The 13,926-nt window shown below is 59.2% G+C and carries 13 protein-coding genes; 5 read left to right on the top strand and 8 right to left on the bottom strand.

The window, feature by feature from the left end; all coding sequences use genetic code 11:
* The first annotated feature begins 33 nt into the window (after positions 1 to 33).
* The gene (locus ACIF4X_RS14555) at positions 34 to 729 is read left to right on the top strand and encodes an HAD-IA family hydrolase (RefSeq protein WP_277761335.1); all 696 of its coding nucleotides are present in this window, start codon (positions 34 to 36) and stop codon (positions 727 to 729) included.
* Positions 730 to 803: 74 nt separating this feature from the next.
* Here the strand turns inward: ACIF4X_RS14555 and ACIF4X_RS14550 are convergent, their stop codons facing one another.
* Positions 804 to 1,550, bottom strand: coding sequence for a 3-oxoacyl-ACP reductase family protein (locus ACIF4X_RS14550; RefSeq protein ID WP_397482671.1), 747 nt, complete (start codon positions 1,548 to 1,550; stop codon positions 804 to 806).
* A gap of 126 nt (positions 1,551 to 1,676) precedes the next feature.
* On the opposite strand from ACIF4X_RS14550, the gene ACIF4X_RS14545 reads away from it, so the two are divergent.
* The gene (locus tag ACIF4X_RS14545) at positions 1,677 to 2,603 is read left to right on the top strand and encodes a LysR family transcriptional regulator (RefSeq protein ID WP_397482670.1); all 927 of its coding nucleotides are present in this window, start codon (positions 1,677 to 1,679) and stop codon (positions 2,601 to 2,603) included.
* 132 nt (positions 2,604 to 2,735) lie between these two features.
* Here the strand turns inward: ACIF4X_RS14545 and ACIF4X_RS14540 are convergent, their stop codons facing one another.
* The 3 genes from ACIF4X_RS14540 to ACIF4X_RS14530 all read right to left on the bottom strand — a co-directional run bounded on the left by ACIF4X_RS14540 (position 2,736) and on the right by ACIF4X_RS14530 (position 6,324).
* On the bottom strand, positions 2,736 to 3,464 hold the full coding sequence (locus tag ACIF4X_RS14540; protein WP_397482669.1) for an aspartate/glutamate racemase family protein: 729 nt from the start codon (positions 3,462 to 3,464) through the stop codon (positions 2,736 to 2,738).
* Between the two features lie 55 nt (positions 3,465 to 3,519).
* Positions 3,520 to 5,058 carry an NCS1 family nucleobase:cation symporter-1 gene (locus ACIF4X_RS14535; RefSeq protein ID WP_397482668.1) on the bottom strand — a complete coding sequence of 513 codons (1,539 nt, stop codon included), beginning with the start codon at positions 5,056 to 5,058 and terminating at the stop codon, positions 3,520 to 3,522.
* 525 nt (positions 5,059 to 5,583) lie between these two features.
* Positions 5,584 to 6,324, bottom strand: a complete 741-nt coding sequence (locus tag ACIF4X_RS14530; RefSeq protein WP_397482667.1) for a phosphoadenylyl-sulfate reductase — start codon at positions 6,322 to 6,324, stop codon at positions 5,584 to 5,586.
* A 163-nt stretch (positions 6,325 to 6,487) separates the two neighbouring features.
* Between ACIF4X_RS14530 and thrH the strand changes: the two genes are divergently transcribed.
* A complete protein-coding gene (gene thrH, locus ACIF4X_RS14525; protein ID WP_007916444.1) occupies positions 6,488 to 7,105 on the top strand; it encodes a bifunctional phosphoserine phosphatase/homoserine phosphotransferase ThrH in 618 nt (205 codons plus the stop codon).
* 125 nt (positions 7,106 to 7,230) lie between these two features.
* Here thrH and pabB read toward each other — a convergent pair whose 3' ends face one another.
* From pabB to ACIF4X_RS14505, 4 genes are all read right to left on the bottom strand, one after another.
* Entirely contained in the window at positions 7,231 to 8,574 is a 1,344-nt protein-coding gene (gene pabB / locus ACIF4X_RS14520; RefSeq protein WP_397482666.1) for an aminodeoxychorismate synthase component I, read from the bottom strand.
* A gap of 318 nt (positions 8,575 to 8,892) precedes the next feature.
* Positions 8,893 to 9,879, bottom strand: coding sequence for an alpha-L-glutamate ligase-like protein (locus ACIF4X_RS14515; protein WP_397482665.1), 987 nt, complete (start codon positions 9,877 to 9,879; stop codon positions 8,893 to 8,895).
* Positions 9,879 to 11,414, bottom strand: a complete 1,536-nt coding sequence (locus ACIF4X_RS14510; protein ID WP_397482664.1) for an inactive transglutaminase family protein — start codon at positions 11,412 to 11,414, stop codon at positions 9,879 to 9,881. Before ACIF4X_RS14510 ends, ACIF4X_RS14515 begins: the two co-directional genes overlap by 1 nt.
* Positions 11,415 to 11,419: 5 nt before the next feature.
* Entirely contained in the window at positions 11,420 to 11,956 is a 537-nt protein-coding gene (locus ACIF4X_RS14505; RefSeq protein WP_008081000.1) for an ATP-dependent zinc protease, read from the bottom strand.
* Positions 11,957 to 12,303: 347 nt separating this feature from the next.
* Here ACIF4X_RS14505 and ACIF4X_RS14500 point away from each other — a divergent pair, with 347 nt between their 5' ends.
* Positions 12,304 to 13,026: a GntR family transcriptional regulator gene (locus ACIF4X_RS14500; protein ID WP_171057355.1), complete on the top strand. Its 723-nt coding sequence runs from the start codon at positions 12,304 to 12,306 to the stop codon at positions 13,024 to 13,026.
* A complete protein-coding gene (gene prpB / locus ACIF4X_RS14495) occupies positions 13,023 to 13,913 on the top strand; it encodes a methylisocitrate lyase (RefSeq protein WP_397482663.1) in 891 nt (296 codons plus the stop codon). The genes ACIF4X_RS14500 and prpB overlap by 4 nt, the downstream gene beginning before the upstream one ends.
* Positions 13,914 to 13,926 lie beyond the last annotated feature (13 nt).

Here is a 13,926-nt window from a genome sequence, read left to right as displayed (position 1 = left end):
CCGCCTGGGATGTCTTTGTTAACGGATCCGATGATGAATGCACCGCTGAAGGCGTTCGGCCCAATCAAGGCCGTGATTTTCGATATGGACGGTTTGCTGCTGGACACCGAGGGCATTTACACCGAAGTCACCTCGCTGATTGCCGGGCGCTATGGGCGAACCTTCGACTGGAGCATCAAGCAGAACATCATTGGTCGTGGGGCCAACGATCTGGCTAATTACGTGGTGCAGGCACTGGATCTGCCGATCACCGCCGAAGAATTTCTGGTGATCCGCGAACCACTGATGCGTGAGCGTTTCCCAACAGCGCAAGCGATGCCCGGTGCCGAGGAGCTGATTCGCCACCTCAAGGCGCACAATATTCCAATCGCGGTGGGCACCAGTTCATCGCGTCAATCGTTCGGCCAGAAAACCACGTTGCACCGCGACTGGTTTGCGTTGTTCGACTTCATCGTCACGGCGGACGATCCGGAAGTCGGCGCGGCCAAACCGGCGCCGGATATCTTCCTGACCGCTGCCCGTCGTTTGGGTGTCGCGCCTGAAGATTGCCTGGTGTTCGAGGATTCGCCGTTCGGTGTGACCGCCGCGAAAGCCGCAGGCATGACCGCGATCGCCATTCCCGACGCGGCCATGGCCGATGAAAAGTACGCGCACGCTGACGGGATTCTTCGGAGTTTGAAAGCGTTCACGCCAAGTGCCTGTGGTTTGCCCGCGCTGGAATGGGCTTAAACAACTAACGCATAAAAAACGCCGCCCCTCTGTGAAAGGAGGGGCGGCGTTTTTCGTTCAGGCGACGCGGGATATCAGGCGCCGAAACCACCGTCGATGGTCAGGCTGGCACCGGTGATGTAACCGGCTTCCGGGCCTGCCAGATAGGCAACGAAACTGGCGATTTCTTCGGCTTTACCGTAACGACCGACGGCCATCAGCGGAATCAGGCTTTCGGCGAAATCACCGTGCGCCGGGTTCATGTCAGTATCAACCGGACCTGGTTGCACGTTATTGACGGTGATGCCGCGTGGGCCGAGGTCGCGGGCCAGGCCTTTGGTCAAACCGACCAGCGCCGATTTACTCATCGCATACACACCGCCACCGGCGAAGGGCATGCGGTCGGCGTTGGTGCTGCCGATGTTGATGATGCGTGCGCCTTCGCCCATGTGTTTGGCGGCTTCCTGGGAGGCGATGAATACGCTGCGAATGTTGATCGCCACGGTCTGGTCGAAGTCTTCGAGTTTGAAGTCTTCGAGCGGTGCAACAGCCAGCACGCCAGCGTTGTTGACCAGAATGTCGAGACGGCCAAAGGCTTCAACGGTGGCGTCGACCGCGTGGCGGATGGCGGCGGCATCGGCGCTGTCGGCCTTGATCGCCAGAGCTTTGCCGCCGTTGCTGGTGATGCTGTTCTGCAACTCTTCGGCTTTCGCGGCGGAGCTGACGTAAGTGAAGGCTACTGCAGCGCCTTCAGCGGCCAGACGTTTGACGATGGCAGCGCCGATACCACGGGAACCGCCTTGAATCAGAGCAACTTTGCCGCGGAGGTGTTGAGTGGTCATGTTCGATCTCCAGACTATTCAAGGCGGAATGCCTTGGTGTTGGTGCCGAGTATCGGCGTGGTATCGACAACTGTGTAGACCATGATTGCTATAGTCTGTGTAAACCAGAAGTTTATAGTGGTGACCATGGAAACTTTCAGCAGCATCGAATGCTTCGTGCGCAGTGCCGAAGTCGGCAGCTTTGCCGAGGCCGCGCGACGTTTGAGTCTGACCCCGGCGGCCGTTGGCAAGAGCGTGGCCAAACTCGAAGTGCGGCTCGGCGTGCGGCTGTTCCAGCGTAGTACACGCAGCCTGACGCTGACTGAGGCTGGACAACTGTTTCTGGACCAAGTCAGCGGTAGCCTGACCACCATTCAAAATGCCGTGGCCAACCTGTCCAGTGTCGAAGGGCTTCCGGCGGGGACGCTGAAAGTCAGCATGGGCGCCGCCTTTGGCTGTCTGCATATCGTGCCGATGCTCGGTGAGTTTCTGCAGCGATACCCTGGGATCAATCCGGACTGGCATTTCGATAATCGACAGGTCGATCTGATCGGGCAGGGCTTTGATGCGGCCATTGGTGGCGGCTTTGAACTGCCGCAAGGCGTGATCGCGCGCAAGCTGAGTCCGGCGCACCGGATATTGGTCGCTTCCACCGACTATCTACAGGCCAATCCGCCGATCATCGAACCGGACGAACTTAATCATCACGACGGTATTTTGATTCGCTCGCCGCAAACCGGGCGCGTGCGTTCCTGGCAATTGGTCGGGCGCAATCCGCAAAACTGTCGGCCGTTGATGCTCAAGGCGCGGATGACCATGAGTGATTCCGAAGCCGCTTGCAGGACGGCAGCACAAGGTTTGGGCATCGCGCTGGTGAGCATGCCGTTTGCGGTGGGGTATCTGGAGGCGGGGACGTTGCAGCGGGTGCTACCGGACTGGTTTGTTGATGATGGCAACATTTCGATTTACTACGCCGAGCACAAGTTGTTGCCGGGAAAGACACGGGCATTTGTCGATTTTGTGATTGAGCAGTTCGTGGAGCGGGGGTTGGCGCGGCGGTTCAGTGCGATTTGAGCAAGGCTTTAGACCGAGTCGCTGCCATCGCGGGCAAGCCCGCTCCCACAGGGTTTTGTGTTGTGCACAAAATCTGTGGGCAACTCAGAGCCTGTGGGAGCGTGGCTTGCCCGCGATGAACGATAACGCGGTCTAACGGGCAAACCGCCCCGGCCAGCCAATAATGTTCTTCGGCCGTGGCGTCGCATAAGTCCGCACTTTCGACGTTGACAAGCGCAGGCGCACCAGCGATTCCGCAATCGTCACCGCCGCCGTCACCCCGTCCACCACCGGTACGCCAGTGCGTCGACGAATCTGCTCATCCAGCCCGGCCATGCCGCCGCAACCCAGGCAAATCACCTCGGCTTTGTCCTGCGTCACCGCCAGTTCAGCCTGATACACAATTGCTTCCAGCGCACGCTGCGGCTCGTGTTCCAGCTCCAGAACGGCCAAACCACTGGCCCGGACCGAAGCACAACGATCCCACAGGCCAGACAATTTCAATCGATCCTCGATCAGCGGCACGGTGCGATCCAGCGTCGTCACCACCGAATAGGCATGGCCGAGAAACATCGCCGTGCTCGCCGCTGCATCGGTGATATCCACCACCGGCACGTTAAGCAATTCCTGCAAGCCTTCGCGGCCATGCTCGCCGTAACCGGCCTGAATCACCGCGTCGAACGGCTGATCGTAGGCCATCACCCGATCCATCACGGCGATGGCAGCCAGATAGCTTTCGAAGTTGCCTTCAATCGAGTCGGCACCGAAGTACGGCGTCAAACCGACGATTTCGGTACCGGGTGACGCAACAGCCTGCGCCGAACGGGCGATGGCTTCGGTGATGGACTCGGTGGTGTTGACGTTGACCACGAGAATACGCATGGGGAAATCCTTATAGCGGGCAGTTCGGCGGCCCGAAGTCCGGGCCGCGAGGGAGTTAATGGCAGACGTTGTCGACCGCAATCGATTCGCCACTGACGTCGGCGTAGTGCGGTTGGCGTTTGGCGATGATCAGATAGAGCATTCCGGCGATCCCGGCGCCGATCAGCCAGGAGAACGGCGAGACACTGTGGAAACCCGGTACCAGCGCCAGGACAATGGCGATCAGTGCCGCAGGAATAAACGCCGCCACTGCGCGGAAATTGACGCCTCGGCTGTAGTAATAAGCGCCGTTGGGATCTTCGCTATAAAGCTGCGGGACATTGATCCGGCCTTTGCGGATCAGCCAGTAGTCGACCATGATTACGCCGTACAACGGGCCGAGCAGGGCACCGAGGCCAGACAGGAAGTACACGATCACCAACGGGCTGTTGTAGAGATTCCACGGCAGGATCAACACGGCGATGGTGGCGCTGATCAGCCCGGCGCGACGGAAGGTCAGGTACTTCGGCGCCAGGTTACTGAGCACGAAGGCCGGGGCGACGAAGTTGGCCATGATGTTCACCGCCACAGTGACGATCAGGAATGCCAGGCAACCGAGCACCAGGAAGAAGGTGTTGGGAATCGAGGCGATGATCTCGGTAGGGCTCTCGATGATCCGGCCATTGATCTGAAATTGCGCACCGCACAGCAGGACGGTAATCGTGGCGAACACCAGAATATTCACCGGCAAACCCCAGAAGTTTCCTACCTTGATGGTCTTGCGGCACGGCGAAGAGCGGGCGAAGTCGCAGAAGTTGAGAATCAACGTGCCGTAGATCGCCAGCCACAGTGCGCCTCCGGCAAAGATGTTGCGCCACATCTCGCCACCGGTCAGCGGGTCGCGAGTCGACCAAGCAATGGTCGCGTTGGCCTGGAAGTACATCCACGCGGCGAGCGCGGCGACAGTCAGCAGAATCACTGGCCCGGCGAACGCCTCGTAGCGACGCACCATTTCCATGCCGTAGGCGAGAATCGCCAGTTGCACGAACCAGATCGCCACGAAGCACACCCAGCCCAAGGTCGACAGTCCAAGAATCGAGTTGTGGTCGTATTCGGCGAAACCGGGGTGTACCGCTGTGAGCAATACACGAAAGACCACCGACGCCAGATACGTCTGAATGCCGAACCAGGCGATGGCGATAACTGCCCGGATCAGTGCAGGAATTTGCGCCCCATGAATGCCGAAACTGATCCGGCTGATGACAGGAAACGGCACACCGGTTTTCTGCCCCATGTAACCGGACAAGTTCATGAAGAAATACACCAGCGCCGCGCCGATCCCCAGCGACAGCAGAATCTGCCAGCCCCCAAGGCCCAAGGCGTACAGGCCTATGGCGAAGGAATAGTTGGCAATGTTGTGCACGTCGTTCGTCCACAGGGCGAAGATGCTGTATTTGCCCCAGCGCCGTCCTTCGGCCTTGGTCGGCGCGAGATCGCTGTTGTGCAGACGCGGACTGAGTTGTAACGGCTCGCTCAGACCGTCATGGGGTAACGGTTGATCGAGGGCAGAGGCGGGCAGATTCAGCGCGATGTTATTCGAGAGACTTGTACGCATTCCGGCAGGCTCCTGATGTTCAGGGCCGCGATGACTGTGCATAAGCCGTCAGGCTCGACAAATCTTCGTCGCGGCAGTGAAAGCATCACTGGTTACGGGGCATCTGCAGCCTGTACGGGATAGGGCGCTTCAGGCTTGCGGATCGAAAGTGTTTATGTTTTGCAGTTTTGTATACAAAACATGTATGCACTAAAGCCAGATTTGTGCCAATTGCGGATCTATGCGCAGCCTTGCTCATTTCGAATGGTTATCGGTGAGCGTTAAGTCTTTGAAAATGGTTGGTTAAAATTTGACCGTTTGAACAGGTATTTATTTTTATCGGGGGATTTTGTCGGCAGGCGATGGAGAAGAAGTTTTCGCAGGGATGTAACTTTTCAGGGCGCGGAAACAAAAAAGTGCACACATAAATGGCACCGATGGTGACATTCGTGTGTACACATTTTTCAAGATCAGAAGATCGCAGCCTGCGGCAGCTCCTACAGGGGAATGCGGTCACCTGTAGGAGCTGCCGCAGGCTGCGATCTTTTAGCTGTTGGACTTGCTGATGATATTGCCCGCATGCAGCCCACACTCTTTCTGCGTCGCCTCTTCCCACCACCAACGACCTTCACGCTCGTGCTGGTTTGGCAGCACCGGGCGGGTGCACGGTTCGCAGCCGATGCTGATAAAGCCGCGTTCATGCAGGCTGTTGTACGGCAGCTCGAGCATGCGGATGTAACCCCAGATTTCTTCACTGGTCATCTGCGCCAGTGGGTTGAACTTGTACAGCGTGCGCTCGGAGGTAGAGAACGCGGTATCGATTTCCATCGCCGCCACGGCACTGCGGGTGCCCGGGCTCTGGTCGCGGCGCTGGCCGGTGGCCCAGGCTTTGACGCCGGACAGTTTGCGCCGCAGCGGCTCGATCTTGCGGATGCCGCAGCATTCACCGTGGCCGTCCTTGTAGAAACTGAACAGGCCTTTTTCCTTCACGAACGGTTCCAGTTTCGTGTAGTCCGGCGACACCAGTTCGATGTCGATCTTGTAGTGCTCGCGCACCTGATCGATGAAGCGGTAGGTTTCCGGGTGCAGGCGGCCGGTGTCGAGGCTGAACACCTTGACGTTCTTGTTGAGCTTCCAGGCCATGTCCACCAGCACCACATCCTCGGCGCCGCTGAAAGATATCCACAAGTCATCGCCGAACTCGGCAAAGGCGAGTTTGAGGATGTCTTGCGCGGATTTGTTGGCATAGGTCGTGGCGAGTTCCACGACGTCGAACGTTGCACTCATCAGGGCGGCTTCCTACAGGTCGGTGGCGCTGGGCGCTCTATATGGGCTGATGGTAACAAAAAGCTGCGTGGCTCGGGGCGTGCTGTGCGTTGCGCGTCTGCATGTGAGTCGCTAGAGTTCGGCCTCGCTCGACTCAAATAATCAATACAAACGGGAGTGTCTTGTGGAAATTGCTTGCCTGGATCTTGAAGGGGTGTTGGTGCCGGAAATCTGGATCGCCTTCGCCGAAAAAACCGGAATCGAATCCCTCAAGGCCACGACCCGGGACATTCCCGATTACGACGTGCTGATGAAGCAGCGTCTGCGCATCCTCGATGAGCACGGCTTGAAGCTGTCGGACATTCAGGAAGTGATTGCCACACTGAAGCCGCTGGACGGCGCGGTGGAGTTCGTCAACTGGCTGCGTGAGCGCTTTCAGGTGGTGATTCTGTCGGATACGTTTTACGAGTTCTCGCAGCCGTTGATGCGTCAGCTGGGCTTCCCGACGTTGCTGTGCCATCGGCTGATTACTGATGAAACCGGTAGGGTGACCAGCTATCAGTTGCGGCAGAAAGACCCGAAGCGCCAGTCGGTGCTGGCGTTCAAGAGCCTGTATTACCGGGTGATTGCGGCGGGGGATTCGTACAACGACACGACGATGCTGGGCGAGGCGGACGCGGGGATTCTGTTCCATGCGCCGGAGAATGTGATTCGCGAGTTTCCGCAATTCCCTGCAGTGCACACCTTCGCTGAGTTGAAGCAGGAATTCCTCAAAGCCTCCAACCGCGACCTCAGTCTGTAAACCCCGCCACCTGACGATCGTTCCCATGCTCTGCGTGGGAATGTCTCAATGGACGCTCCGCGTCCGCTTGGGACGCGGAGCGTCCCGGGCTGCATTCCCACGCGGAGCGTGGGAACGATCATTACTCAGAGGTTCTGCAGGGTTTCGAGGAGGATTCTGACTTTGGTAATCGACTCCTGATACTCGGCCTGCCAGTCCGAATCGGCAACAATCCCGCCGCCGCCCCAGCAGCACACCTGCCCATCCTTGACCAACAGACTGCGAATCGCGATGGAGCTGTCCATCTCGCCGCGCACGTCCAGATATAGCAGCGACCCGCAATACAATCCACGCCGGGTTGGCTCCAGCTCATCGATGATCTGCATGGCGCGGATCTTCGGCGCGCCGGTGATCGAGCCGCCGGGGAAACTGCCGGCAATCAAGTCCAATGCGTCGCGATCATCCGCCAATTCACCGGTCACGCTGCTGACCAGGTGATGCACGTTCGGATAGCTTTCCAGGCTGAACAACTCCGGCACCCGCACCGAACCGATGCGGCAGGTGCGGCCGAGGTCGTTGCGCAGCAGGTCGACGATCATCAGGTTTTCCGCGCGATCCTTGGGGCTGGCCAGCAATTCGGCGGCGTTGGCCGCGTCTTCGGCAGGTGTCAGGCCACGCGGGCGAGTGCCTTTGATCGGGCGGGTTTCCACCTGACGTTCGCTGACTTTGACGAAGCGCTCTGGCGACAGGCTCAACACGGCGCCGCCCTCGGGCAGGCTTTGGAAACCGGAGAACGGTGTCGGGCAGGCTTCGCGCAATGCGCAATAAGCCAGCCATGGGTCGCCCTGGCACGAAGCGCGGAATCGTTGGGCGAAGTTGACCTGATAGCAGTCACCGGCCTGGATGTAATGCTGGATGCGTTCGAACGCCTGACGATAATCGTCGGCCGAGAGGTCGGCGGTCATCGCGTTGTTCAGTTTGAACGGTACCAAAGTGTCAGCGTGTCGCCGGGTGAACAGCGCGATCAGCCGGTGTTTCTCGCTGTCGAGCACTGTCGGATGAAAGACCAATTGGCTGGTGGCTGTCTGGTGATCACTGATCAGTGCCCAGTCGTACAGGCCAAAGCGGGCATCCGGCAATTGCAGGTCATCCAGCGCCTGACTTGGCAGGTTTTCCAGATGCCGGCCGAAGTCGTAGCTCAGGTAGCCGATCAAGCCGCCGGCGAATGGCAGCTCGAAACCGGCAGGCAAATCAGCCTCGCCGAGGCGACTCAGATTGTTCCGCAGACGTTGCAGGAAGTGCTCGCCGCTCTCGTCCGGCCACACCGCCAGTTGTTCCAGCGGCCAGGCGCTGAGCAGGTCATAACGGCCACGGTCGGCACTTGGCCGGCCGCTGTCGAGCAGCACGGCGCCGGGGGCGTTGCGGATGGCCGCGAAGTAGTCGGCGGGATTGGCGCGGTAGGGCAGCGGGTGTACGGAACAGGTCAACATGGGCGGGGCAGATCGGCCGTGGAGGCGGGGAGGGGATTGTAGTCCTCTCTCGGCTGTCAGATCAAAATCAAAAGCCTACCCCCTCACCCCAACCCTCTCCCCCAAGGGGGCGAGGGGGAAAGGGGGCAGATCTTCATGCTTTTCAAGATTCGAGTTCAGCTCGATATCTCAAGCTGGCGAGGGGAAAGGGCGCCGATCTTCATGCTTTCAAGACCTGAGTTCGACTCAAGACGTTCAGGTCGGCGTACCTCGAACATCCACCTCGGTCAGTCCCCTCTCCCTTTGGGAGAGGGTTAGGGTGGAGGGGCTTTTCAGCTTTTAGCCTTCGACGGCAGGAATATGCCCAAACATCTCCTGCGTAAACGCCACCCGCTCTTCAGCCGTCTCCGTCACCCCACGCGCTTTCAATTCTTCCAGTCGCGCTTCAACCGCGTGCGTACGCAACGTCAGCCCGCAGTCATTGGCGATCTGGATATTCAGCCCCGGCCGCGCATTCAGCTCCAGAATCAGCGGGCCTTTCTCCTGATCCAGCACCATATCAACACCGATATAGCCCAGCCCGCACAGCTCATAACAGCCCGCCGCGAGTTTCATGAAACCGTCCCAGTAGGGCAGTTGCACGCCGTCCACCGCGTTGGTGGTATCAGGGTGTTTAGTGATGATGTTGTTCAGCCAGGTGCCACGCAACGTCAAACCGGTCGCCAGGTCCACGCCGACACCGATGGCGCCCTGGTGCAGGTTGGCCTTGCCACCGGATTGCCGGGTTGGCAGGCGCAGCATCGCCATCACTGGATAACCCATCAGCACAATGATGCGGATGTCCGGCACGCCTTCGTAGCTGATGCTTTTGAAGATCTGATCCGGGGTCACGCGGTATTCGATCAGCGCCCGATCACGGTGGCCGCCCAGCGAATACAGGCCAGTGAGGATGCTCGAGATGTGATGCTCAAGCTCTTCGTGGGCGAGGATTTTGCCCGATACCGTGCGATAGCGGCCCTCGAAGCGGTCGGCAATCACGATGATGCCGTCGCCACCCGCGCCCTGCGCCGGTTTGATCACGAAGTCGTTGCGCCCGCCGATGATCTCGTCGAGCTTGTCGATTTCCTTCTCGGTGGAGATCACGCCATACAACTCCGGCACGTGAATGCCGGCCTCGATGGCGCGCTCCTTGGTGATGATCTTGTCATCGACGATCGGGTACAGGCTGCGCTTGTTGTACTTGAGCACGTAGTCGGCGTTACGCCGATTAATGCCCATGATGCCCCGCGCCTCCAGGGCCTTCCAGGTCTTCCAGAAACCAAACATCAGGCGTCTGCCTTCTTCAGGAACGCCTTGAAACGCACCAGTTCGGTCAGGCGGTAACCGCGATAACGTCCCATCGCCAGCATGAAGCCAACCAGAATCAGCAGGATCGCCGGGAACGTGAACACGAAGTAGACCAGCTCAGGCACGGTCATGATCAGGTGCGCCAGAGAAGCGGCGAACAGCGTGCCGATGGCGACTTTCAGCGCATGGTTGGCACCGCGTTCTTCCCAGGTGATCGACAGGCGTTCGATGGTCATGGTCAGAATCACCATCGGGAACAGCGCCACCGAAAGACCACGTTCCAGACCGAGCTTATGGCTGAACAGACTGATTGCCGCGATCAGCACCACGACAAAGGTCAGCACCACCGACAGTCGCGGCAGCATCTGCAACTTCAGGTGTTCCAGGTACGAGCGTAACGAAAGCCCCAGCGCCGTAATCACGGTAAACAGCAGAATGCCGAAGCCCAATTGCGTCTCGCGGAAGGCAAGGGCGATCAACACCGGGGTGAACGTGCCGAGGGTCTGCAGGCCGATCAGGTTGCGCAGGATCAGGATCACCAGCACGCCGATCGGGATCATCACCATGATCATGAAGGTCTGCTGGGTCTGCAGCGGCAGGCCGTACAGCGAGTACTCGAGGAAGTTGGCGTCGGTGTTCTCGTCGGTCAGCTTGGCCAGACGAATCGCGTTCATCTCGCTGTTGTTGAGGCTGAAGGTCACGTTGGCTTTCTTGCCGCCGTCGACGGTGATCAGGTTTTCATCGCCGGTCCACCACAGCAGGCGGTCGGTCGGCAGGCCTTGCTCGCCGGTTTCCGGATTGAAGTACAGCCAGTCGTTACCGTTGAAGCTGCGCAGCCAAAGTTCCGGCATTTGCGGCTGGTCGGCGACGAGGCGGATGGTGTGGACTTTTTCCACCGGCACGTGGGCGATGGACAGCAGCAGTTCGACGATTTTGGCTTTGTGCGCGGTGGACGGGTCACCGGCCAGCAGCAGTTTCACGTTGTCGTCGTTGAGGTTGTTGACGCGTTTGATCGCCTCGCCAATAAAGGTTTCGACGTCGGCCGAGTGCTGGCGAATCGGCGCGAGCAGGGCTTCGGCGGCGATTTTCTCCGGGCCTTCGATGGCGATGCTGTCGCGGAAGGTCGGGCCTTTGATCTTGGATTTTTCCGCGGTGTAACGCTTGGTCAGCACCAGACGGTAATAAAGGGTCTGGTTGCCCTTGGCCCGGCGTGCCGACCAGGTGACCTTGCGGTTGCCGTCGACACGGTTCACGGCCACGCCGTAGTTATTGGAAATAAAACTCTCATTGAGACTGACGTAGTCGCGGCTCAACGGTGGCACGAACATCTGGATCTTCACCGGATCCTTGGTGCTGGCGACGAACTCGACCTTGGCGTCGATGTTCCACAAGTCGTCGGTCGCATCTTCGGTTACCGGGATGCCGAGCACGAAAATCTGATAGGCCGTAACCGAAACGCCCAGCAGCACCAAAATGGTGATCAGGATTTTCAGGTGGAAGGTTAGAGAACGCATGGAAATTACTCGGCGGTATGAGCGGCGATGGTGCAGGCGGGTTTGCCGGCAGCGTATTTAAGACTGGGGTCGACCAGCGCGTCGAAGCGTTTCAGCGCTTCGGAGCCAATCAAAAGCGGGTATTGGAACGCACTTCGGTCGGTCAGGTTCACTTCGATGCTGCGCAACGCCGTGCCCATGCAGATATCCAGCTCGATCACCGGACGGGCGGTGTACTTTTTGCCTTCCTCCGGGTCGTAGTCGCCGGCGCGGCGCTTGATCTTGCTGACCCGGGCCAGCGGCCGTTCGATCGGGTGCGAATGCGCAGCGTCGATGGCCAGGTAGAAGCGCACCCAGGATTCACCGTTGCGTTTAAAGCGTTTGATGTCGCGGGCACTCAGCGAGGCGGTTTTCGCACCCGTATCGAGTTTGGCCGCGACTTCGAGATTGATGCCGTCAAGCGAAGCGTATTCGTTGAGGCCGTACACGGTTTTTTCCCCCGCGGCGGCGAGGCCGGGCAGGCAAAACAGGGCAAAGAATGTGGGAAAAGGCTTGAGTCTCATAAATCCTGGTGCGCAGCGTTCCGTTGTCGGTTCAGGTCCTTGGCAAAACTTGCGCAAGGCCCTTCGTGTGCCTATCAGCTTTTTATGACAAGCCGTACAAATGGCCAGCAAATGCGGGCGGCATTCTAGCACGGTGGTTTTATGGCGCCAGCGCTGGGGCCGGTCTATAAAAGATCAAAAGATCGCAGCCTGCGGCAGCTCCTGCACTGATCCCTGTAGGAGCTGCCGAAGTCTGAGATCTTTTAGGGTTATTAGACGATTGTCGACAATACCCATTTATCCTTTGACTGATTCGGCTGAATTAGCTAGTTTTTGCCGCATTGGATTTAAAGGTGTCGACAATCATGCTGGATCAACTCGATCCCCCGGTCATCAGCGGCGACGATTCCGAGACACTCTCGGAAAACGTCTTCCGGCGTATTCAGGCGGCCATCGTCAAAGGCGAGATCGCCCCGGGCAGCAAAATCTCCGAGCCGGAGCTGGCGCGCACTTACGGCATCAGCCGTGGGCCACTGCGTGAGGCGATTCACCGTCTCGAAGGCCAGCGGTTGCTGGTACGCGTCCCGCATGTCGGCGCGCGGGTGGTTTCGCTCAACCATGCCGAGCTGATCGAACTCTACGAAATCCGCGAATCCCTCGAAGGCATGGCCTGCCGTCTGGCGGCCGAGCGCATGAGCGTCGAAGAAATCGACGAACTGCGCCGCGTGCTGGAAACCCATGAACGCGATGCCGCGTTTCAGGCTGGCGTCGGCTACTACCAGCAGGAAGGCGATTTCGACTTTCACTACCGGATCATCCAGGGCAGCGGTAACCGCACGCTGACCCAGATGCTCTGCGGCGAGCTGTATCAACTGGTGCGCATGTACCGCATCCAGTTTTCCACCACGCCGAATCGCCCGCGCCAGGCCTTCGCCGAACACCACCGGATTCTCGATGCCATCGCCGACCGTGACGGCGAGCTCGCGGAATTGTTGATGCGCCGTCACATCGGCGCCTCGAAACGCAACATCGCCCGTCATTACCAGGACGGCGCCCACAATAAGACAGCCACTGAACGAGGTGAGTCATGAGTTCCAAGCACAGCACTCCAGGCCAGCGTTTCCGCGATGCGGTCGCCAGCGAGCATCCATTGCAAGTGGTCGGCGCGATCAACGCCAACCACGCGCTGCTGGCCAAGCGCGCCGGTTTCAAGGCGATCTACCTGTCCGGTGGCGGGGTGGCCGCAGGCTCGCTCGGCGTGCCGGATCTGGGCATCACCGGTCTGGATGACGTGCTCACCGACGTGCGCCGCATCACCGACGTTTGCGATCTGCCGTTGCTGGTCGACGTCGACACCGGTTTCGGCTCGTCGGCGTTCAACGTGGCGCGCACGGTCAAGTCGATGATCAAGTTCGGCGCGGCGGCGATTCATATTGAGGATCAGGTTGGCGCCAAGCGCTGTGGCCACCGTCCGAACAAAGAGATCGTCAGTCAGCAGGAAATGGTCGACCGCATCAAAGCCGCGGTCGACGCGCGTACCGATGACAGCTTCGTGATCATGGCGCGCACCGATGCGCTGGCGGTGGAAGGTCTGGAATCGGCACTGGACCGCGCCGCCGCGTGCATCGAGGCTGGTGCTGACATGATTTTTCCGGAAGCCATCACTGAACTGGAAATGTACAAGCTGTTCGCCAGCCGCGTGAAAGCGCCGATCCTGGCCAACATCACCGAGTTCGGTTCGACACCGCTGTACACCACCGAACAACTAGCCAGCGCCGACGTGTCGCTGGTGCTGTATCCACTGTCGGCGTTCCGCGCGATGAACAAGGCTGCCGAAAACGTTTACACCGCGATCCGCCGCGACGGCACGCAGCAGAATGTCATCGACACCATGCAGACTCGCATGGAGCTTTACGATCGCATCGATTACCACACCTTCGAGCAGAAGCTCGACGCGTTGTTTGCCGCAAAGAAATAAAGATCAAAAGATC

The sequence above is a fragment of the Pseudomonas sp. NPDC085632 genome (assembly GCF_044541255.1).
GTDB lineage: Bacteria > Pseudomonadota > Gammaproteobacteria > Pseudomonadales > Pseudomonadaceae > Aquipseudomonas.
This window is presented reverse-complemented; position numbering and strand designations above follow the sequence as displayed.